This window comes from Arthrobacter sp. Cr_A7 (assembly GCF_029222765.1).
Taxonomy (GTDB): Bacteria; Actinomycetota; Actinomycetes; order Actinomycetales; family Micrococcaceae; genus Arthrobacter.
Genome location: NZ_JARHXQ010000115.1, coordinates 1 through 19,257 on the forward strand (window position 1 = coordinate 1; position 19,257 = coordinate 19,257).

At 67.0% G+C, this 19,257-nt stretch carries 21 protein-coding genes; 11 read left to right on the top strand and 10 right to left on the bottom strand.

Translation table 11 applies throughout. From position 1 onward, the window contains the following. Both P2Q66_RS07010 and P2Q66_RS07015 read right to left on the bottom strand, forming a co-directional pair. Positions 1–479: ferritin (locus P2Q66_RS07010; RefSeq protein ID WP_275726694.1), on the bottom strand; the 479-nt coding region annotated here is incomplete at its 3' end. Between the two features lie 87 nt (positions 480–566). Further along, a complete protein-coding gene (locus tag P2Q66_RS07015; protein ID WP_275726697.1) occupies positions 567–1,157 on the bottom strand; it encodes a HutD family protein in 591 nt (196 codons plus the stop codon). Between the two features lie 102 nt (positions 1,158–1,259). On the opposite strand from P2Q66_RS07015, the gene P2Q66_RS07020 reads away from it, so the two are divergent. Both P2Q66_RS07020 and P2Q66_RS07025 read left to right on the top strand, forming a co-directional pair. After that, positions 1,260–1,871 (top strand): phosphoribosylanthranilate isomerase, encoded by a 612-nt coding sequence (locus P2Q66_RS07020; protein WP_275726700.1) that lies wholly within the window; start codon positions 1,260–1,262, stop codon positions 1,869–1,871. A gap of 95 nt (positions 1,872–1,966) precedes the next feature. Continuing rightward, entirely contained in the window at positions 1,967–2,368 is a 402-nt protein-coding gene (locus P2Q66_RS07025) for a YccF domain-containing protein (protein ID WP_275726702.1), read from the top strand. Positions 2,369–2,379: 11 nt separating this feature from the next. On the opposite strand, the gene P2Q66_RS07030 is transcribed toward P2Q66_RS07025, so the two are convergent. Together P2Q66_RS07030 and P2Q66_RS07035 are read right to left on the bottom strand one after the other, a co-directional pair. Beyond that, positions 2,380–3,198: a 2-phosphosulfolactate phosphatase gene (locus P2Q66_RS07030; protein WP_275726704.1), complete on the bottom strand. Its 819-nt coding sequence runs from the start codon at positions 3,196–3,198 to the stop codon at positions 2,380–2,382. Beyond that, complete coding sequence (locus P2Q66_RS07035; RefSeq protein WP_275726706.1) at positions 3,195–4,064, bottom strand: DUF4031 domain-containing protein; 870 nt, start codon at positions 4,062–4,064, stop codon at positions 3,195–3,197. Before P2Q66_RS07035 ends, P2Q66_RS07030 begins: the two co-directional genes overlap by 4 nt. A 107-nt stretch (positions 4,065–4,171) precedes the next feature. Between P2Q66_RS07035 and P2Q66_RS07040 the strand changes: the two genes are divergently transcribed. Genes P2Q66_RS07040 through P2Q66_RS07055 form a run of 4 tightly spaced genes read left to right on the top strand, consistent with a single transcriptional unit; the run spans position 4,172 to position 7,314 of the window. Beyond that, positions 4,172–4,582 carry a TOBE domain-containing protein gene (locus P2Q66_RS07040; RefSeq protein WP_079595255.1) on the top strand — a complete coding sequence of 137 codons (411 nt, stop codon included), beginning with the start codon at positions 4,172–4,174 and terminating at the stop codon, positions 4,580–4,582. Beyond that, complete coding sequence (modA, locus tag P2Q66_RS07045) at positions 4,579–5,355, top strand: molybdate ABC transporter substrate-binding protein (RefSeq protein ID WP_275726710.1); 777 nt, start codon at positions 4,579–4,581, stop codon at positions 5,353–5,355. Before P2Q66_RS07040 ends, modA begins: the two co-directional genes overlap by 4 nt. A 46-nt stretch (positions 5,356–5,401) precedes the next feature. Further along, positions 5,402–6,259 carry an ABC transporter permease gene (locus tag P2Q66_RS07050; protein ID WP_275726734.1) on the top strand — a complete coding sequence of 286 codons (858 nt, stop codon included), beginning with the start codon at positions 5,402–5,404 and terminating at the stop codon, positions 6,257–6,259. Continuing rightward, on the top strand, positions 6,256–7,314 hold the full coding sequence (locus tag P2Q66_RS07055) for an ABC transporter ATP-binding protein (protein ID WP_275726712.1): 1,059 nt from the start codon (positions 6,256–6,258) through the stop codon (positions 7,312–7,314). Before P2Q66_RS07050 ends, P2Q66_RS07055 begins: the two co-directional genes overlap by 4 nt. Positions 7,315–7,350: 36 nt before the next feature. On the opposite strand, the gene P2Q66_RS07060 is transcribed toward P2Q66_RS07055, so the two are convergent. Continuing rightward, entirely contained in the window at positions 7,351–8,505 is a 1,155-nt protein-coding gene (locus tag P2Q66_RS07060; RefSeq protein WP_275726715.1) for an FAD-dependent monooxygenase, read from the bottom strand. Between the two features lie 27 nt (positions 8,506–8,532). Next, complete coding sequence (locus P2Q66_RS07065; RefSeq protein WP_115523658.1) at positions 8,533–8,868, bottom strand: YciI family protein; 336 nt, start codon at positions 8,866–8,868, stop codon at positions 8,533–8,535. A 203-nt stretch (positions 8,869–9,071) separates the two neighbouring features. On the opposite strand from P2Q66_RS07065, the gene clpB reads away from it, so the two are divergent. Further along, positions 9,072–11,714 carry an ATP-dependent chaperone ClpB gene (gene clpB, locus P2Q66_RS07070; RefSeq protein ID WP_275726719.1) on the top strand — a complete coding sequence of 881 codons (2,643 nt, stop codon included), beginning with the start codon at positions 9,072–9,074 and terminating at the stop codon, positions 11,712–11,714. Between the two features lie 36 nt (positions 11,715–11,750). Here the strand turns inward: clpB and P2Q66_RS07075 are convergent, their stop codons facing one another. Further along, positions 11,751–12,458 (bottom strand): septum formation family protein, encoded by a 708-nt coding sequence (locus tag P2Q66_RS07075; RefSeq protein ID WP_275726722.1) that lies wholly within the window; start codon positions 12,456–12,458, stop codon positions 11,751–11,753. 273 nt (positions 12,459–12,731) lie between these two features. On the opposite strand from P2Q66_RS07075, the gene P2Q66_RS07080 reads away from it, so the two are divergent. Together P2Q66_RS07080 and P2Q66_RS07085 are read left to right on the top strand one after the other, a co-directional pair. Continuing rightward, positions 12,732–12,965 carry a DUF3073 domain-containing protein gene (locus tag P2Q66_RS07080; protein WP_050053419.1) on the top strand — a complete coding sequence of 78 codons (234 nt, stop codon included), beginning with the start codon at positions 12,732–12,734 and terminating at the stop codon, positions 12,963–12,965. Between the two features lie 247 nt (positions 12,966–13,212). Further along, entirely contained in the window at positions 13,213–13,989 is a 777-nt protein-coding gene (locus P2Q66_RS07085; protein WP_275726724.1) for a VOC family protein, read from the top strand. A gap of 64 nt (positions 13,990–14,053) precedes the next feature. On the opposite strand, the gene purM is transcribed toward P2Q66_RS07085, so the two are convergent. The 3 genes from purM to P2Q66_RS07100 are packed head-to-tail and all read right to left on the bottom strand — an operon-like array spanning position 14,054 to position 17,240. After that, positions 14,054–15,199, bottom strand: coding sequence for a phosphoribosylformylglycinamidine cyclo-ligase (gene purM / locus P2Q66_RS07090; protein WP_275726726.1), 1,146 nt, complete (start codon positions 15,197–15,199; stop codon positions 14,054–14,056). Then, positions 15,196–16,866 (bottom strand): amidophosphoribosyltransferase, encoded by a 1,671-nt coding sequence (purF, locus tag P2Q66_RS07095; RefSeq protein WP_079595245.1) that lies wholly within the window; start codon positions 16,864–16,866, stop codon positions 15,196–15,198. The genes purM and purF overlap by 4 nt, the downstream gene beginning before the upstream one ends. Positions 16,867–16,925: 59 nt before the next feature. Next, a complete protein-coding gene (locus P2Q66_RS07100) occupies positions 16,926–17,240 on the bottom strand; it encodes a hypothetical protein (RefSeq protein WP_079595244.1) in 315 nt (104 codons plus the stop codon). A 240-nt stretch (positions 17,241–17,480) separates the two neighbouring features. Here P2Q66_RS07100 and P2Q66_RS07105 point away from each other — a divergent pair, with 240 nt between their 5' ends. Both P2Q66_RS07105 and P2Q66_RS07110 read left to right on the top strand, forming a co-directional pair. Further along, positions 17,481–18,566 carry an S-(hydroxymethyl)mycothiol dehydrogenase gene (locus P2Q66_RS07105; protein WP_275726729.1) on the top strand — a complete coding sequence of 362 codons (1,086 nt, stop codon included), beginning with the start codon at positions 17,481–17,483 and terminating at the stop codon, positions 18,564–18,566. Further along, complete coding sequence (locus P2Q66_RS07110) at positions 18,566–19,186, top strand: MBL fold metallo-hydrolase (RefSeq protein WP_275726732.1); 621 nt, start codon at positions 18,566–18,568, stop codon at positions 19,184–19,186. The genes P2Q66_RS07105 and P2Q66_RS07110 overlap by 1 nt, the downstream gene beginning before the upstream one ends. Positions 19,187–19,257 lie beyond the last annotated feature (71 nt).

Genomic DNA, 19,257 nt, shown 5'->3' on the forward strand with positions numbered 1-19,257 from the left:
CCGACGGTTTCACGGGCGATGAAGTTCTCAATGTCGAACAGGTTGTCCGCGCGTTCGGCGATGTTCAGCAGCGTGGTCATGGACGCCACCTCCTCCACCTGCTCCTTGAGGAACCAGAGCATGAACTGCTCGCCGAGGGCATCGTTCTCGCCGCGGGCCGCCCGGAACAGGTCCTCGATATTGCGGGTGACTTCCTTCTCCTGCTGCAGGGCGAGGGCCAGCGGCTCAGTGACGGAGGCGAAGTCGTTGCGGACGGCCGGGACGCCGGGAATGGTGAAGGGGATGTCCCGGTCCAGCATGTACTGCACCATCATCATCGCGTGGTTCCGTTCTTCCACGGACTGGCGGTAGAAGTAGCGGGCCAGCTGCGGAAGGTCCTGGTTGGCGAACCAGGTGGCTACGGCAATGTACTGCTGCGAGGCCGTGAATTCGTTGCCGATCTGGGTGGACAGGAGCGCGTTGAATGTTGAAGTGGTCATAGCCTGAGTCTAGGGACGGCGGCTACCGGTAACCAGTGTGGAAAGGCTCTGCTTCCGAAGGCGAGGCTGGCCTATCCGGGGTACGGGCTAGTCCTCAACGGGGTCGATGGAGACGACGGCCAGGAACCCGCGGCCAAGGACGTTGGGGGTGTCCGCATCAGAACCTACGACGGCGTCGTACCGGCCCAGGTCCTTTGGGTCACCGTCGCCGGCGCCCACCGTGGCCTGCCCCTGCAGCAGGATCCCCAGCTGCCCTTCGAAGACGGGGTGGGCGCGCTTTTTGGACAACTCGATGATGGACGTAAAGCCCTTGAAGGCCCCGGCCCGGGTGATGACGTTGAGGTTACGGACATCGCCCGTCGGCAGTTTGCTGAGGGTGGCTGCTCCACCGGCGAACCGGAACGGCCGGTACTTCTCCATGAGGTGTTCGGCCCCGTCCACGGAGAGCAGCAGGAGTTCGCCCTCGACCACCGTGAGGACGCGCTCCATGCCGGGAAACGGCGAAAAGTCGCCGGCCTTGGTCACATCCGCGATGCTGACCCGCCAGTCCCAGCCAGTGTCGCCAGCCCCGTCCTGGGTGGGGGATGCAGGGGTGGGCCGGCTCGCGATCTGCCGTGTCACCCCGCCGCCGTTGCGCCAGGGTTCGGCCTTGAGGTCAGCGAAGCGGATGATTTCCATCAGCCCAGCCTAGTTCGTCTGCCAAGGAGCATCGCGGGGTGGGGCGTTGCCTGCTACTCTCCTCCGGGGGGTCAACACGAAAACAGCCTGAAGGAGCCGGGAATGTTCGTCAAAGTGTGTGGTCTCAGTACACCCGAATCCATCCGTGAGGCGGTGGACGCCGGCGCTGATGCTGTGGGTTTTGTCCTCACCGCCAGCCCCCGGGTTGTCTCGCCGGGCCAGGTGACCTCGCTGCTGGCGGAGGTCCCCGCAGGGGTGTCCCCGATCGCCGTGTTCCGCCACGAGCCGGTGGCGGACGCCGTCGCCATTGCCCGGGCCGCGGGACTGGAGTGGATCCAACTGCATGGCTCCCGCTCCCGCCAGGACGTGGAAACAGTGCACGACGCCGGCATGAAGCTGATCAGGGCCGTCACGATGGGTGCCGCCCGGTCAGAGATTGAAGACTGGGGCGAGGACCTGCTGCTGATCGACTCCGCGGTTCCCGGTTCGGGTGAAGCGTGGGATTACGCCGCCATGGCCGAGGTGCCCGAACTCCAGGTGCGCCGGTGGCTGCTCGCCGGCGGCCTGGACCCCGCCAACGTGGCGCAGGCGTCCGTGGCGGCCAACACGTGGGGCGTGGACGTGTCCTCCGGCGTGGAGGCATCCCGCGGGGTCAAGGACCTGGCCAAGATCCGCGCCTTTGTGCAGGCCGCGAAGTCGGACGCCACGGTCTGACGGCCCACGGGGATCCTCGCCGGGCCGCCGTTTTCAGGGTCCGGTCAGGGGATCCCCCTACGTCCGGGTGGAACCTGCCGGGGCACAATGGATGGATGAAGACACTGCTCAACATCATCTGGCTGGTTTTCGGCGGGTTCTGGCTGGCGCTCGGCTATTTCGCGGCCGGGGTGATCTGCTGCCTGCTGATCATCACCATCCCGTGGGGCATCGCCTCATTCCGGATCGCCGCCTACACGCTCTGGCCGTTCGGCCGGACCGTGGTGGACAAGCCGGGCGGCTCGGGTGTCTTTTCGCTGCTGGGCAACGTGGTCTGGCTGCTGGTGGCGGGCATCTGGATCGCCATCGGGCACGTGGTGACGGCTTTTGCCATGGCCATCACCATCATCGGCATCCCGCTGGCCATCGCCAACCTGAAACTGATTCCGGTGTCATTGATGCCGCTGGGCAAGCAGATCGTGCCGACCAGCGCACCGTTCGTGGCCGCATACCGGTAAACAGCTGCGCGTCAGCGGTGTGGCACCGTACTGAAGGCGCCGTTGACCAGGACAGCCACGGAGTCGCTGTCGTCCAGTTCGGCGGCGATGTCCACGTCGTCCCCGTAGCCCGCGCCCAGCAGCTCCCGCCCGCTGGCGCACCCGTGCAGCATCTCGCGGAGCCGCGGCTCCGCGGCCTCGAACACGGCAGCCGCCGCAACCGCCTCCGGTGAATAGCCGTGCCTGCCGTCCTCGGCCTCGTAACCGCCCTTGCCGGCAGCCACCAGCCCGGCGATGAAAGCGCCCGCCCCGATCTGGTCCTCCACGGCGGGACGGAGGGTGCCGTCCGGCCAGCGTTCACCCGCGGCCACCACGGCGATCACCGCATCCTCCGGAAGGTTGGCCGCCACCCAGTCCGCGGTGGCTGCGGCGTTGCGAAGGCACACTGCCGCTACCAGCGGGACCTCGGCGGCCAGCATGTGGCACAGGGAGGAGCCATTGGGGGAGGGCAGGACCACCCGCTCCAGCGAACCAGCCGCGCGGAGGCTCGCCGGGGACAGGCTCAGCCCGCCGCCGTCGCGGGGACCTGCCAGCTGGGCGTGATGGTGGGCTGCGAAGTCCTCCGCGGTGGTGTCCTTCCAAGGATAGGGAAACACCGTGGCGCCGCGGTCCAGGGCAACGCTGACGCACGTGCCGAAGGACAGGACGTCCACCACCACCGCAAGGTCCACGCCGGACGTTACGGTCCTGGCGCCGCCGAGCCCCCACTCCAGCCGCACCGTATAGGGGAGTTGCCGGTGCGCCGCACTTGCGGAGTACACGTGCAGCGCGTTCGAATGCGGCGCGTTCATGTCAGTTCACCCTTCAGGTTCCGGTGCGCGGCAGCCAGCCACAGCTCCTGCGCCCGCTCGGTATGGAAGAGCGGGTCAAGTTCCAGCAGACGGCGTACGACGGCGGCGCGTCCCGCCGCGAAGTCGGCGTCGCCAATGTGCGCAAAATCCTGCCGGACGGCCGCGAGGTAGCGGGCATAGTCATCCGGTTCCCCGCCGAGGACGGACAGATCGGCGTCGCACAGGAGGGCGCCGTCGCCGTCCCCTGCCCCGGGGCGGTGGTCGCTGGTCAGCCGGACCAGCCTGGCCACCTCAGCCACCTCGGCGTCCGGCAGACCTGCGGCGCTAAGCCGGTCCTCGGCCAACCGGGCGGACTCCTCCTCATCCTCCCCGGCGATGCCGCGGTAAACGGCGTCGTGGAACCAGGCTGCAAGGAGCACGGTACGCGGCGGGTCGGCAGGATCGGTCAGCAGGTCCAGGGACTCCAGCACCGAGAGCAGGTGCGTGCAGCCGTGATACCGGCGGTGTGGTTCGCTCCAGCGGTCCAGCAGGTCGAGGAACAGGGCGTCATGGCCGGGCATGATGGCGTCCCAGCGCAGCTGCAGCGGCACCTTGAGTGACTTGTTCCGCTGCCGGGCGGGAATGCGCAGGCCGCTGGCGATCAGCTTGCGGACCAGGATCCGGGCTTCCACCGGAACCGCTCCGGCCGCCACCAGGTCCTCGAAGCGGCGCTCCGGGACGTCGTAGTGGTCTCCATCGAAGGCCCGCTCCGGGATGCCCGCCTCCGCGGCGAAGGCATGAAGCTCCGCCAGCGATGTGTCCGAAACCAGGTGGGAGAAATGCGTTCCGTGCGCAGGCCACAGTGGCGGGTCGATGAAGATGGACATGGAGGAAGTCTAGTGTGCTGCCCCGACGGCGGACCGGGGGCCAGTCATAATCGAAAAAGCGGATCAAAGCAGGAGAAGCGTCCGCATCTGCGGCCTATAGTGGGGAAATGACCATCATCCGCGTCGCAGAAGCGGCCCGCCTGCTCGGCGTCAGTGACGATACCGTGCGCCGCTGGACGGACAACGGCTCCCTGGCTCCGCTCCGGGACGATTCCGGCCGGCTCGCCGTCGACGGCCTCGAACTCGCCCGGCATGCCCAAAAGCTGGCGCAGCTCCCGGACGATCCGCACCGGACCGGCAGTTCTGCCCGCAACAGGTTTACCGGGCTGGTCACCGGCATCACTGCGGACACGGTGATGGCGCAGGTGGAGCTGCAGTGCGGACCGTTCCGGGTGGTGTCCCTGATGAGCAGCGAGGCCGTCCGGGACATGGGGCTGGAGCTCGGGTCGGTGGCCACTGCGGTGGTCAAAGCCACCACCGTCATCATCGAAACCCCGCAGGGAAAGGGTGCCCCGTGAGAGGGAGAATTCCCGCAGTGCTGGCAGTGGCGGCCCTCACGCTGGGCCTCGCCGGTTGCGCAGGCAACGCTTCCCCCGGAGATGACACAAGGGAAGGGACGCTCACGGTCTTCGCGGCGGCCTCCCTCACATCCAGCTTCAGCGAACTGGCCGAAATGTTCGAGGCGCAGCACCCGGGAACGGACGTCACTGTCAGTTTCGCGGGATCGTCGGACCTGGCAACCCAGATCAGCCAAGGCGCTCCGGCGGATGTCTTTGCCTCGGCCGACACCCGGAACATGGACAAGCTTGGTGATGCCGGACTGCTGCAGGGGGAACCCCGGACCTTCGCCACCAACACCCTGGCCATCGCGGTCCCGCCGGGTAACCCTGCAGCCATCCACTCCTTCGCCGACCTCGCAAGGGCAGGAACACGGCTGGTGACCTGTGCCCGGCAGGTGCCGTGCGGTGCGGCCGCCGCCGCTCTCTCGGAACAGCACGGAACTAGGCTCAGTCCGGTCAGCGAGGAGAATTCGGTCACCGACGTCCTGGGCAAAGTCATCTCCGGAGAAGCCGACGCCGGGCTGGTCTACGTCACGGATGTACGCTCTGCCGGGGACAGGGTGGAAAGCGTGCCGTTCCCCGAAGCGGCCGGGGCAGTGAACACCTATCCCATCGCAGTGCTGGCCGGGAGCAGGAACACCACCGCCGCCGGCGCGTTCCTGGACCTGGTTGCCAGCCCTGAAGGCCGGCAGGTGCTGGCACAGGCCGGCTTCGGGCCGGCCACGCAATGACAGGCGCAGTAATGCTCCGCCAGCAATCCCGCAAGCCATGAGGGGGATGAAAGCGGGCGCGGCCTACACCGGGGTCCCTGGCTGGCTCTACGCCCTGGCGGTGGTGGCCGCCCTGGTGGTTGTCCTCCCGCTGCTGGCCATCGTGGCAAGAGTCAACTGGGCCAACTTCCTTCCCCTGGTCACCTCCGAACCGGCGCTCTCCGCCCTCGGCCTGAGCCTGCGCACCTCGGCTGCCAGTACTGCGCTGTGCATCGTGCTGGGTGTGCCGCTGGCCCTGGTCCTCGCGCGGGGAAGATTCCCGCTGCAGGGGCTGCTGCGCTCGCTGGTGCTGCTTCCGCTGGTGCTGCCGCCCGTGGTGGGCGGCATCGCACTGCTCTACACGTTCGGCCGGCAAGGGCTCCTGGGCGGGGCCCTGGAGGTGCTTGGGCTGCAGATCGCCTTCTCCACCACCGCCGTGGTCCTGGCGCAGACCTTCGTGGCGCTGCCGTTCCTCGTCGTCAGCCTGGAAGGCGCGCTGCGGACCGGCGGGTCGCGGTATGAGGCAGTGGCGGCGACCCTTGGTGCGCCGCCGCGGGTCGTTTTCCGGCGCGTGACCCTGCCGCTGATACTGCCCGGCCTGGCATCCGGCGCCGTGCTGGCCTTTGCCCGCAGCCTGGGCGAGTTCGGCGCCACGCTCACCTTCGCCGGCAGCCTGCAGGGGGTGACCCGGACCCTGCCGCTGGAAATCTACCTGCAACGGGAAACGGACCCGGATGCCGCCGTCGCGCTCTCCCTGGTCCTGGTGGCCGTCGCCGTAGCCGTGGTGGCACTTGCCTACGGGCGCCCTGCCGGCGGCCGCACAGCTGGCCAGGTCTCCGGAAAGCGGACGACGGCGCCTGCTCCGGCGGGAGGGAACGTTCCGTGACGTTCTCCTTCCAGGCAGCCGTGGCAGGGCGCGGCTTCGACGTGGCCCTGACGGTGGGGCCGGAGGAAACCCTTGCCGTGATGGGACCCAACGGGGCGGGCAAATCCACGCTGCTGGCCAGCATCGCCGGGCTGCTGAAACCGGACAGTGGCCGCGCCGAACTCGACGGCCGCACGCTGTTCCACCTGGATCCCAAACAGCACGCATGGGTGCCTCCGCATCACCGGGGCACCGTACTGCTCGCGCAGGAACCGCTGCTGTTTCCGCACCTCACTGCCTTGGAGAATGTGGCCTTTGGGCCGCGAAGTGGCGGCACGTCCAAGCACCTGGCCAACAGCCGGGCGATGCATTGGCTTGCAGAGGTAGAGGCCGCTGACCTGGCGGACCGCCGTCCTGCGGAGCTTTCCGGCGGGCAGGCGCAGCGGGTTGCGGTGGCCCGCGCGCTCGCCGCCGATCCTGCCCTGCTCCTGCTGGATGAGCCCCTGGCCGCGCTGGACATCCACTCGGCGCCGCTGCTGCGCCGCCTGCTCAAGCGCGTCCTCGCCGGGCGGCAGGCCATCATCGTCACCCATGATGTCCTGGATGCCCTGATGCTTGCGGACAGGGTGGCTGTCCTGGAGGGCGGACGGATTGTGGAGGCGGGCCCCACCCGGACGGTGCTGGAACGGCCCAGGAGTTCCTTTGCTGCCGGACTGGCCGGGCTGAACTTTGTCCCCGGAATTATGACGGGCAACGGGATCCGGGCGGGCGGGGGCCGGGAGATTTCGGGCCACCTCGAGGAACCCGGCGATGCCGGCGGGAAGAACCGGCCGGGCGTGGCGGTCTTCCCGCCGTCGGCCGTGTCCGTGTTCCTCACCGACGCGCACGGCAGCCCCCGCAACTCCTTCCCGGTGTCCATCACGGATCTCGAGCCCCATGGCGACCTGATCCGGGTGCGCGCGGGCGGCCTCGCCGCGGACATCACGCCCGCGGCGTCGGCGGACCTGGGTCTGGTTCCCGGCATGACGGTGCACTTTGTGGTGAAGGCCGCCGCCGTGTCGGTCTACGGGACCTAGCTGTACACCTGGCCCTGGGACCCCGCTTGTGGATTCTTAGAGTGCTGCGCCGGATTTTCCGATGACTGCTGAACTGATGACCCGCTTCATGCCCGGGATGCCGGCAAGCCGGATGGCGGTGCGGCGGGCGAATGCGGCTCGCCTGGTTCCCGGGACAAACCACTGGGCGGCAGCTGCGCCGGCCTTCTGGTGCTCCAGTACCGCGGGGCGCACCCTGGCTTCGAAGGATTCCAGGGCACGGCTGATCGTTGAGTGGCGCCCCAGTTCCTCGGCCAGCACACCGGCAGCAGCCATGCCGAGGGATGCGCCCTGGCCCGCGAGCAGTGAAACGGCTGCAGCGGAGTCACCCACCAGGACAACGCGGCCCGTGTGCCAGCGGGGCATCCTGATCTGGGCTACCTGGTCGTAATAGATGTCCCGCGGGCATTGCTCCAGGGCGGCAGGGCAGATCCACCCCAGGCCGCCGTACCTGGACCGGAGCAGTGCCCGGGGATCCTCCGGAAGCCCGGGACTGTCCGTGCGGTGGACGGCCATGGCGGTGATCCGGCCGTCACGGAGCAGGTAGAAGAACATCGCCTCGTTCCGGGTGTCCGTGATGGCGAACCGGTTCCCGAGGCGGGCGGCGAGTTCCGGGTCGCTGAAGGAGTAGGCGCCCACCTGGAAGCCGAGATAGCGGAAGAACCCGTCTTCCGGGCCGAAGGCGAGCTCACGGGTCACGGAGTGGATCCCGTCGGCGCCGATGAGCAGGTGGGCCTCCAGCACCTGGCCGTCGTCAAGGGTCACCGCCACGGACTCCCGGCTCTGGCCCACCGACACTACGGTGCGGCCGTACTGAAGCTCCACGCCGGGAGGCACTGCTTCGCGAATGGCACGTTCCAGGTCCGGGCGGAGGATGCTGACCAGCCCGCCACCGGCAACCTGCGCGAATGCGGAGAAGGGAAGGGTGGCCCGTGCCCTGCCTTTCCCGTCAACGTAGTCCACCTGCCGGACCCGGTAGCCCAACTCATGGAGCCGGGGGACGATGCCCAAACTGGCCGCTGCACGCCACCCGGGGCCGAAGAAATCGATCATGTACCCCAGCGGCCGAGGACCCTCGGACTGCTCCACCACCACCACTTCCCAGCCGCCACGGGCCAGGAACGCCGCGCTGGAGAGCCCACTGATTCCGGCCCCGCAGATGACGGCTTTCACCGGGGTTCCCGATCGACCGGTTGGGCTCTACATTCCCGGCAGGTCCAGGGATTCGTACACCTGGATGCTGGAACCGGGCATCATCAGGTGTGGGTGGCCGTCGAACAGGGCCTGCGCGGACTCAAGGTCCTCTGCCTGGACAATGGCATAGCCGGCCACGCCGTTTGTGGTGTCAGACGCGCCGGTGCTGGTAATTTCCTTGCCGGCCCCCAATGGATTGCCCATGTCCAGGATGCCCTCACCGGCGCGGGCTGCCCACTCCATCCAGGCTTTCATGCCCTCCTGGGCCGCTTCCGGCGTGCTTTCCTGCATCTGCTCCTGGGCTGCCTTGGGTCCAAGGTAAAGAACAACGAACTTCTTCATGGATTGTCCCCTCTCGAATGCGCCGGCGGAACGTCCTCCCCGGTCACACGCCCGATCCTAGGGGCATCTGCAGGTTAGGGGAACAGCCGGGCGGACGTTCGCTGTAGGAAAACAGATGCCTGCATTCGGAAATAAAGAGTCCCAATCCAAAGTTGAGCGTAGTAGACTCAACTTAGAAAATCTGCCCCTGAAAGGAGCTCTCTTTGGACGTCAAATTCACTACCAAGAGCCAGGAGGCTCTCTCGGCTGCGGCCATGAACGCCTCCACGGCAGGCAATCCGCAGGTGGAACCGGCCCACCTGCTCAAGGCGCTGATGGACCAGCGCGAGGGCGTCGCCGTCGCGCTTTTGCGCGCCACCGGCGCCGACCCGGACGCCGTCAGTGTCCAGGCGAGCAGCGCCATCAAGGCGCTGCCGGCCACTTCCGGTGGCTCCAGCCAGCAGGCACAGCTTTCCCGTCCTGCCCTGCAGGCCATCCAGAATGCCAAGGAAGAGGCTGACCGGCTGGGCGACACCTTCGTCTCCACCGAGGTCCTCCTGCTGGGCCTCGCGGGCGGAAACGATGCAGCAGCCCGGGCGTTGCGCGACGCCGGCGCTTCCCGTGAAGCGCTGCTCGCTGCCCTTCCGGGTGTCCGCGGTGACCGCAAGGTGGATAACCCTGACCCGGAGAACACCTTCCAGTCGTTGGAGAAGTTCGGTACGGACCTTACCGCCATGGCGCGGTCCGGCAAGCTTGACCCGGTGATCGGCCGGGACACAGAGATCCGGCGCATCGTGCAGGTCCTGAGCCGCCGCACCAAGAACAACCCCGTGATTATCGGTGAACCCGGCGTGGGCAAGACCGCCGTCGTCGAGGGGCTGGCCCAGCGCATCGTGGCCGGGGACGTGCCGGAAAGCCTGCGCGGCAAGACCCTGATCGCCCTGGACCTGGCGTCCATGGTGGCCGGCGCCAAGTACCGCGGTGAGTTCGAGGAGCGGCTGAAGGCCGTGCTGGAGGAGATCAAGAACTCCGAAGGCCAGATTGTCACCTTCATCGATGAGATCCACACGGTGGTGGGTGCGGGTGCAACCGGCGATTCCTCCATGGACGCGGGCAACATGCTCAAGCCCATGCTGGCCCGCGGCGAGCTGCGGCTGATCGGTGCCACCACGCTTGACGAATACCGCGAGAACATCGAAAAGGATCCCGCCCTGGAACGCCGCTTCCAGCAGGTGTACGTGGGTGAGCCCAGCGTGGAGGACACCATCGGCATCCTCCGCGGACTCAAGGAGCGCTACGAGGCGCACCACAAGGTCACCATCTCCGATTCGGCCCTGGTGGCGGCCGCTACGCTCTCCAACCGCTACATCTCCGGCCGCCAGCTTCCGGACAAGGCCATCGACCTGGTGGACGAGGCCGCGTCCCGGCTCCGGATGGAGATCGACTCCGCACCGGAGGAAGTGGACCAGCTGCAGCGTGTTGTGGACCGGCTCACCATGGAAGAGCTGGCTCTGCAGGGTGAAAAGGACGAGGCCTCCGTCGAGCGCCTTGCTGCCCTGCGGGCTGACAAGGCGGACAAGGAAGAGGAGCTGAACGCGCTCAAGGCCCGCTGGGAGGCTGAAAAGGCCGGCCTCAACCGGGTCGGCGACCTCAAGGCAAAGCTGGACGAGCTGCGTGGCGCCTATGAAAAAGCGGCGCGTGAAGGCGACCTGGAGACGGCGTCCCGTGTGCTCTACGGCGAAATCCCTGCACTGGAGCGGGAGCTGAACGCCGCCGCGGAGGCCGAAGCCGCCGTCACGGACAAGTCCTCGCAGATGGTGGCGGAGCAGGTGACCGCGGACGACATCGCCGAGGTCATCTCCGCCTGGACCGGCATCCCGGCCGGCCGCATGCTGCAGGGTGAGAGCCAGAAGCTGCTCCACATGGAGGAGGAGCTGGGGAAACGGCTCATCGGCCAGGGCAAGGCCGTCACGGCCGTGTCCGACGCCGTCCGCCGTGCCCGGGCAGGCATCAGCGACCCCAACCGGCCCACCGGTTCGTTCCTCTTCCTGGGCCCCACCGGCGTGGGCAAGACCGAGCTGGCCAAGGCCCTGGCGGACTTCCTGTTCGACGACGAGCGCGCCATGGTCCGGATCGACATGTCCGAGTACGGCGAGAAGCACTCCGTGGCACGGCTCGTAGGTGCACCTCCGGGCTACGTGGGCTACGAGGAGGGCGGCCAGCTCACGGAAGCCGTCCGGCGCCGCCCGTACTCGGTGGTGCTGCTGGACGAGGTGGAGAAGGCCCACCCCGAAGTCTTCGACATCCTCCTGCAGGTGCTCGACGACGGCCGCCTCACCGACGGCCAGGGCCGTACCGTGGACTTCCGCAACGTCATCCTGGTGCTGACCTCCAACCTGGGCAGCCAGTTCCTGGTTGACCAGAACCTGGACACCGAAGCCAAGCGGAACGCCGTGATGGCAACCGTGAACGCCTCCTTCAAGCCGGAATTCCTGAACCGGCTGGACGAAGTGGTGCTGTTCGACGCGCTCACGGTGGAGGAACTCTCACGCATCGTGGAACTGCACGTTGGTGAACTGGGCCGGCGCCTGCACGAACGCCGGCTCACGCTGGAGGTTACCGACGGGGCGAAGGCCTGGCTCGCCATCTCCGGCTTCGATCCCGCCTACGGCGCCCGGCCGCTCCGCCGCCTGGTCCAGCGCGAGATCGGCGACCGGCTGGCGAAAGCCATCCTCTCCGGGGACATCAGCGACGGCGACACCGTGCTCGTGGACACCGCGGCCGACGTCGGAGAACTGGCAGGGGGCGACGTGGACGCCCTGACCGGCGCGTCAAATTCCGGACTCTCCGTACGTCGGAAGGACTAAACGCATAAAGGGTGTGCTGCCCCGGCGGCCTGGCCGCTAGGGCAGCACGCTCGCGTTGATGATGTTGCCGCCGTCTGCAGTCACGTAGCAGTCCACCCTGCGGTCACCGGAGCCCCAGCTGGTATCGCTGGGGAAGCTGCGCTGGAAATTGAGCGGGTACTGGTCGGCCGCCGGGCCCAGCCTGGCAGCCTGGCAGGCTTCCAGTGCTTTGGCCTTGAGCGCGTCCGCCCCGGGGTAGTCCCCGGCCTCCGGGTAGCGGAAGACCGCCACCAGCTGTGCGGAATGGCCTGTGTCGCACGGGACCACCCTGGACGCCAGCGCTTCGGGGTTGAAGTCGGCGAAACAGTCGCCCAGCGCATACTCGGTGGCCGGCACTCCTTCCCGCGGTAGGGGCAGCGGTGTTGCGGGCGGGGTGACAGTGGTCTCAAGCACGCCGGAAGTTTCGGAATCCGCTGTTTGGGAACCCTGGCCGGAGTTCAGCCAGATGGCGAGCCACACCAGTCCGCTGACCACGGCCAGGAGCACGACGACGAAGAACGCCTTCCACAGGGCGCGTTTGGTTCCTGCCCGCATCCTTGGCTTCGCTTCCGGCACATGCTGGGACCAGGTGACGGATTCGGGTGCGGGGGCAGGGCCTGCGGCTGGGCTGTGCCCGCGGCCGGGGTCCTCGTTCCCGGCAGGAACCGTCGGAAGGCCGCCAGTGGGCGGCGAGGTGGGCTTCGGCGGGACGTCCTGGTTGTTCACGTGGGTGCATCCTCCTGCGTTCTTTCCGCGGTGGCAGCCTGTCAGCCGTCCAGTTTCGGCAGTTGTTTTAGCGACTCTACCGAAGAAAAAAGCTGGAAACTCGCGGGTGGAGCAGGGGAATAGTAGCGCAAACCACGGCAGGGCGTCCCGTCTGGCAAGCAGGGCAGGCGGAAAGCATGTAATCTAGGTGTACGACAAATTGACCAAACATTCCGGGGCCTCACCTACGCCAAGGTGACCACCTCCGGTCCAAGTACAAAAGGGGGTCACGCCATGGGGCGCGGCCGTCAAAAGGCAAAAGCTACCAAGCAGGCTCGGGATATCAAGTACTACTCCCCGAACACTGACTACTCGGCACTTCAGCGTGAGCTGACGGGTCCAGGCAGTCGTGCCACGAGCCATTATGCGAATGAGCCGGTCGAACCGGACTATTCGGCTTATGTGGATAAGTACGCGGATGATTTGGAAGAAGACGACGACGAGGTAGACACCCGTCGGATCGGCTAGTTGTCGCAAGCTGCCAACGCCTGAGGGCGGCAGCCCTGTGACGCCGCGGCACCAATGGATGCAGCAGGTGTTTCTGCAGTTTCCGATGGATCAGTGCAGCGCTTCTTTTTCAGTACCCTGATCCCCGCGGATCCAGGGTCCTGACTTCAGTTGGAAAGCCCGCTGTCCGCACCTTCAAAGGTGCTGGCAGCGGGCTTTTTGTTGCCGGTTTGCCGGGCAGTCCTGCCCGCACTGGTAGCCTGACCGCATGACTGCCCGCACCAAGTACGCCGAGGGTGAGCCCTGCTGGGCGGACCTGCAGACACCCGATGTTGCCGCTGCCAAGAACTTTTATGCGACGGTGTTCGGCTGGACGTATGAAGACCTGCCCACGCCGGATGGCCGCAGCTTCGCCCGCGCCTTCATGAATGGACAGCTCGTCGCGGTCATCGCCCCGCAAAACCCGTTGCAGCAGGCTGCCCGAACCCATGCCCAGTGGAACATCTATCTCGCCTGCAGTGATGCCGCAGCCACTGTGCAGGACGCCGGCCACGCCGGCGGGACTGCGGAGTTCGGACCCGAAACAGTAGGGGATACCGGCGTCCTCGCTTTTCTGAGGCCTCCCGGGGGCGGTACTACCGGCATCTGGCAGGCCGGAACGCATGCAGGAAGCCACCTGTACGACGAACCCGGTGCACTGGCATGGGCGGAACTGTCGACGCCCGAACCGCAGGCCGCCGTCGGCTTCCTCCAGCAGCTTTTCGGGCATGAGGTCACCGAATATCCCCAGGACGACGGCGGCAGCTACAGCACGCTGCTGGTGCAGGGTGGGGAGGTGGCCGGGGTTGTCCCTGCCGAGGCGGGGGAGGAAGCCGGCTGGCAGATTTACTTTGGTGTTGCCGACCTTACAGCAGCCGTACAGTCCGCAGTGGCCGCCGGCGGCGGGATTCTTGTGGAGCCGGACGACCACCCGGGAAATGGTTCGTTGGCCACCATCCGCGATGCGCAGGGCGGGATCCTGAACCTCATCCAGGTACAGGGTTAAACGCATCGGGCGCCCCGCAGCCGCCCGTCAGAGGGCAGCCGCGGAGCGCCCGCGGGAGTAGTGCTTACGCGTAGGCGTTGACCAGGCGGACTGCGCCGCCGTCCACGCCCTTGGCGCCCTGGACATAGTCCGGGCCGGACTTCAGGATTGAGTCCGAATCCTCGGTGACAGTGCCCATGACCCAGGACGGGAGGCCACGGTCGTTCAAGCGGGATACGGCGGCGTCCGCCGCTTCGGGGGAAACGATGGCCACCATGCCCACGCCAAGGTTGAGGGTGCGCTCCAGGTCTGCCAGCGGGACGTTGCCCAGCTCGGAGACCAGCTTGAAGATGGCCGGCAGTTCCCAGGTGGCGCGGTCCACCGTGGCCACCAGCCCCTGGGGGAGGACGCGCGCCAGGTTGGCGGCGAGGCCGCCGCCGGTCACGTGGCTGAAGCCGTGAACGGCAGCGCTGCCCGTCACCGGGAACGTGCGGGCCAGGTCCAGGCAGTCCGCGGCGTAGACGCGGGTGGGCTCCAGGAGTTCCTCGCCCAGGGTACGGCCGAGTTCGGAAACCTGGCGGTCCAGTGCCCAGCCGGCGTGGTTGATCACGCGGCGCACCAGGGAGTAGCCGTTGGAGTGCAGGCCTGAGGAGGCCAAGCCGATCACCACGTCGCCCGCGCGGACGCGCTCCGGGCCCAGGAGGTGGTCCGCCTCGATGACACCGGTGGCGGCACCGGCGACGTCGTACTCGTGCTCGCCCAGCAGGCCCGGGTGCTCGGCGGTTTCGCCGCCCACCAGCGCCGTGCCGGCCACCGAGCAGGCAGCCGCGATGCCGCGGACGATGTCTGCGATGCGCTCCGGCACCACCTTGCCGCAGGCGATGTAGTCGGTCATGTACAGGGGTTCGGCGCCCACCACCACGATGTCGTCCACCACCATGCCCACCAGGTCGAAACCGATGGTGTCGTGGATGTCCATGGCCTGGGCGATGGCAACCTTGGTGCCCACGCCGTCGGTGGAGGTGGCAAGGAGCGGCTTCTTGTAAGTCAGCAGCCGGGAGACGTCGTAGAGGCCGGCGAAGCCGCCCACCCCGCCGATCACCGAAGAGTTGTGGGTTGCCTTGATGGCACCCTTCATGAGCTCGACGGCGCGGTCGCCGGCTTCAACATCGACGCCGGCGGAGGCGTAGGTGATGCCGGCGTTGTTTGCGGCGGGCGTTGCGGAAGTCATACGGACTCTTTCTTGTCAGCGCCGGCGGCGGCGTGTACGTCCGGCACGAGGTCGGCTTCGGTCAGCAGGTTTTCAAACTCGGAGTCCGGTCCGGGGTCGCAGCCGGTGGCGCCGGACTTTTCCGCCGGGTCCACTTCGGGGTCCACGGCAAGGGCCGCAGTTTGGCCCGGGAGGGCGGACGGGGAGGGCTTCAGGCCGCCCAGGTCGGTGCGCTCCAGGAGGTTCTTGCCCAGCTTGTCCGAACCCGGGAGTTCGATGGGGTACTTGCCGGTGAAGCAGGCGGTGCAGAGGCGTTCACGCGGCTGCCGGGTGGCGCCGATCATGCCGTCCTCGGAGATGTACGCCAGCGAATCGGCACCGATGGCCTGCGAGATCTCCTCGATGGTGGCGCCGTTGGCAATCAGTTCCGCCCGGGAGGCGAAGTCGATGCCGTAGAAGCAGGGCCACTGGACGGGCGGGGAGGAAATCTTGACGTGCACGGCGGCGGCGCCGGCCTCCCGGAGCATCCGGACGATGGCGCGCTGGGTGTTGCCGCGGACGATCGAATCATCCACCACCACCACGCGCTTGCCGCGGATCACGGACTCAAGGGCGTTGAGCTTGAGCCGGATACCCAGCTGGCGGAGGGTCTGCGAGGGCTGGATGAAGGTACGGCCCACGTAGGAGTTCTTGACGAAGCCGTGGGCGAAGGGGATGCCGGATTCCTCGGCGTAGCCCACCGCGGCAGGGGTGCCGGATTCCGGAACCGGAATGACGATGTCCGCAACCTGGGTGTTTTCCCGGGCCAGCTGGCGGCCCATCTCCACGCGCGATTCGTAGACGGAGCGGCCGGCGATGGCGGCGTCCGGGCGCGCAAGGTAGACGTATTCGAAAACGCAGCCGGCCGGCGTCGGCTCGGCGAAGCGCTTGGAACGCACGCCCTCTTCGTCGATGGCGATGAACTCGCCGGGCTCGATTTCGCGGATGAAGCTGGCGCCCACGGTTGCCAGTGCGGACTGCTCCGAGGCGACCACCCAGCCGCGCTCCAGCCGGCCAAGGACCAGCGGGCGGATGCCGTAGGTGTCCCGCGCGGCGTAGAGGGTGCCTTCGTCCATAAAGACAAAGCAGAAGCCACCCTTGATCTTGGGCAGGAGTTCGGTGGCGGTCTCCTCGAGGGTCTTGCCCTCTTCGCCTTCCAACAGGGCCGTGACCAGGGCGGTGTCCGAGGTGTTGCCCTGCTTCATTTCACCGGTGAGGTTGCCGCCGTTGCGTTCCAGGATCATGGCGTTGAGCTCGGCGGTGTTGGTCAGGTTGCCGTTGTGCGCCAGGGCCACGGTGCCGGTGCTGGTGGCACCGAGGGTGGGCTGGGCGTTGGCCCAGTGGCTTGCGCCGGTAGTGGAGTAGCGGCAGTGGCCGACGGCCAGGTGCCCGGTCAGGGTGTTCAGCGTGGTCTCGTCGAACACCTGGGAGACAAGTCCCATGTCCTTGTAGACGTTGATCCGCTTGCCGTCGCTGGTGGCTATACCAGCCGACTCCTGACCGCGGTGCTGCAGTGCATACAGCCCGTAATAGGTAAGTTTTGCTACTTCTTCACCTGGTGCCCAGACTCCGAAGACGCCACAAGCGTCCTGCGGGCCTTTTTCGCCAGGGAGAAGATCATGGGAAAGTTTTCCATCGCCGCGTGCCACTGGTCGATTATCTCACGACATGGGGTATGACTTTTCCGGCCCGCGGTTTATGACCGGAGCTAGGGCTGGGGATCGGTGTCCGGCTCAGAGTCGGGAACTGACTCCACCACGGCCCGCTGCCGGCGCTTGATACTGCGGCGGTCCAGGATAAGGGCCAGCGCGGCGCCCAGGATGGCACCGAAGCCGGCAAACATCACCAGGAAGAAGCCGAAGACCGAGCCGGCATCGAAGCTGGCGTTCCCGGGAAGGCCGTACGCCACTACCGCCGCGGCCGCAATCCCCACCAATGCGCCCAGGATCAGGAAGGGCACATATTTGGGGGCCCGGCGCACTGTTACTTCGCGCCGCTCGGCAGGGGGTTGTTCAGAAGCCATGCCATCCAGCCTACTGCGGGCAGCAGATTAAGCACTCCGTACTGATATATCTATTGACAGGGGCTGTGGCCACTGTCATATTTTCCTGTAGCGCTATGCGCAATTGGTTGTGTAATACGCAATTGGTTGCGGCTGGCAAACCAGGAGGACGGCCTCGTCAGGCACATTTGCGTCAGCTAGATTGGCACGTGGTGCCGAGTCGCCGGATCCGCCCGGGTCCAGGAAAGGAACACGAGAACAATGGTCCATAAAGTTCAAGCCGTCATCGCCCGGGAGAAGGATGCCCCGGTTTCGCTGGAGACCATCCTGGTGCCGGACCCGGGTCCGGGTGAGGCGTTGGTGGATATTCTCACCTGCGGCGTCTGCCACACTGACCTGCATTACAAGCAGGGCGGCATCGGCGACGAGTTCCCGTACCTGCTGGGCCATGAGGCCACCGGCGTGGTCAGTGCTGTTGGTCCGGACGTCACCGAGGTGGCCCCGGGCGACCGCGTGATCTTGAACTGGCGTGCGGTGTGCGGGCAGTGCCGGGCGTGTGCCAAGGGCCAGCCGCAGTACTGCTTCAACACGGCCAACGCCACCCAGAAGATGACCCTGGAGGACGGCACAGAGCTGTCTCCCGCGCTGGGCATCGGCGCCTTCGCGGAGAAGACCCTGGTCGCGGCAGGACAGTGCACCAAGGTGGACCCCGAAGCCGATGCTGCCGCGGTGGGCCTGCTCGGTTGCGGTGTGATGGCCGGCATCGGTGCTGCCATCAACACCGGTGAGGTCAAGCGCGGCGAGTCCGTGGCCGTCATCGGCTGCGGCGGAGTGGGCATCGCCGCGATCGCCGGGGCCAAGCTGGCCGGTGCCACGACGATCATCGCCGTCGACATCGATGACAACAAGATCGAGATGGCCAAGTCCCTGGGTGCCACGCACGGGGTGAACTCCAAGCAGGAGGACGCCGTCGAGGCGATCCGTGCGCTGACCGGGGGCAACGGCGCTGACGTGGTGATTGACGCCGTCGGCCGTCCCGAGACCTACAAGCAGGCGTTCTACGCCCGCGACCTCGCCGGCCGGGTGGTCCTGGTGGGCGTCCCGACGCCGGAAATGACGCTGGAACTGCCGCTGCTGGACGTGTTCGGCCGGGGCGGATCACTGAAGTCCTCCTGGTACGGCGACTGCCTGCCCTCCCGCGACTTCCCGATGCTGGTGTCCCACTACAAGAAGGGCAACCTGGACCTGGACGCCTTCGTGTCGGAGCGCATCACCATCGACCAGGTGGAGGAAGCCTTCGAAAAGATGCATCAGGGCAAGGTCCTGCGCTCGGTGGTGGAACTGTAATGGCAGTACAGATTGAGAACCTGGTCACCTCGGGGACGTTTTCGCTCGACGGCGGCACGTGGGATGTGGACAACAACGTCTGGATCGTGGGCAACGACGAGGAATGCGTGATCATCGATTCCCCGCATGACGCCGCGGCGATCATCAACCAGGTCCGCGGCCGGAAGGTCAAGGCCATCCTGCTGACGCACGCGCACAACGACCACATCGGCGCCGCCCGGGAAGTCGCGGACGCCGTGGGCGCCCCGATCGTGCTGAACCCGGAGGACCTGGTCCTCTGGGAGCAGGTCTACCCGGACACGAAGCCGGACCGGGAGCACCACGATGGTGACCTGTTCGAAGTCGGCGGCGCGACGCTGCGGGCCATCCACACCCCTGGCCACTCGCCGGGCTCCACCTGCTTCTACCTGGAAAGCGAAGGAGCGGTCTTCACCGGGGACACGCTGTTCAACGGCGGCCCCGGGGCAACCGGCCGGTCCTACAGCGACTACCCGACCATCCTGGCCTCGATCCGGGAGCGGCTGCTGGTGTTGCCGGCCGAGACTGTGGTCCGCACCGGCCACGGCGACAACACCACCATCGGCGCCGAGCAGGAAACCCTGGCGAAGGTCGCCCAGTAGCCATCGAAGTAACAGCAGTGTCCAGCAAAGGCGCGCCAGGAACCTTGGTGCGCCTTTGCTGGTGCCAGAAC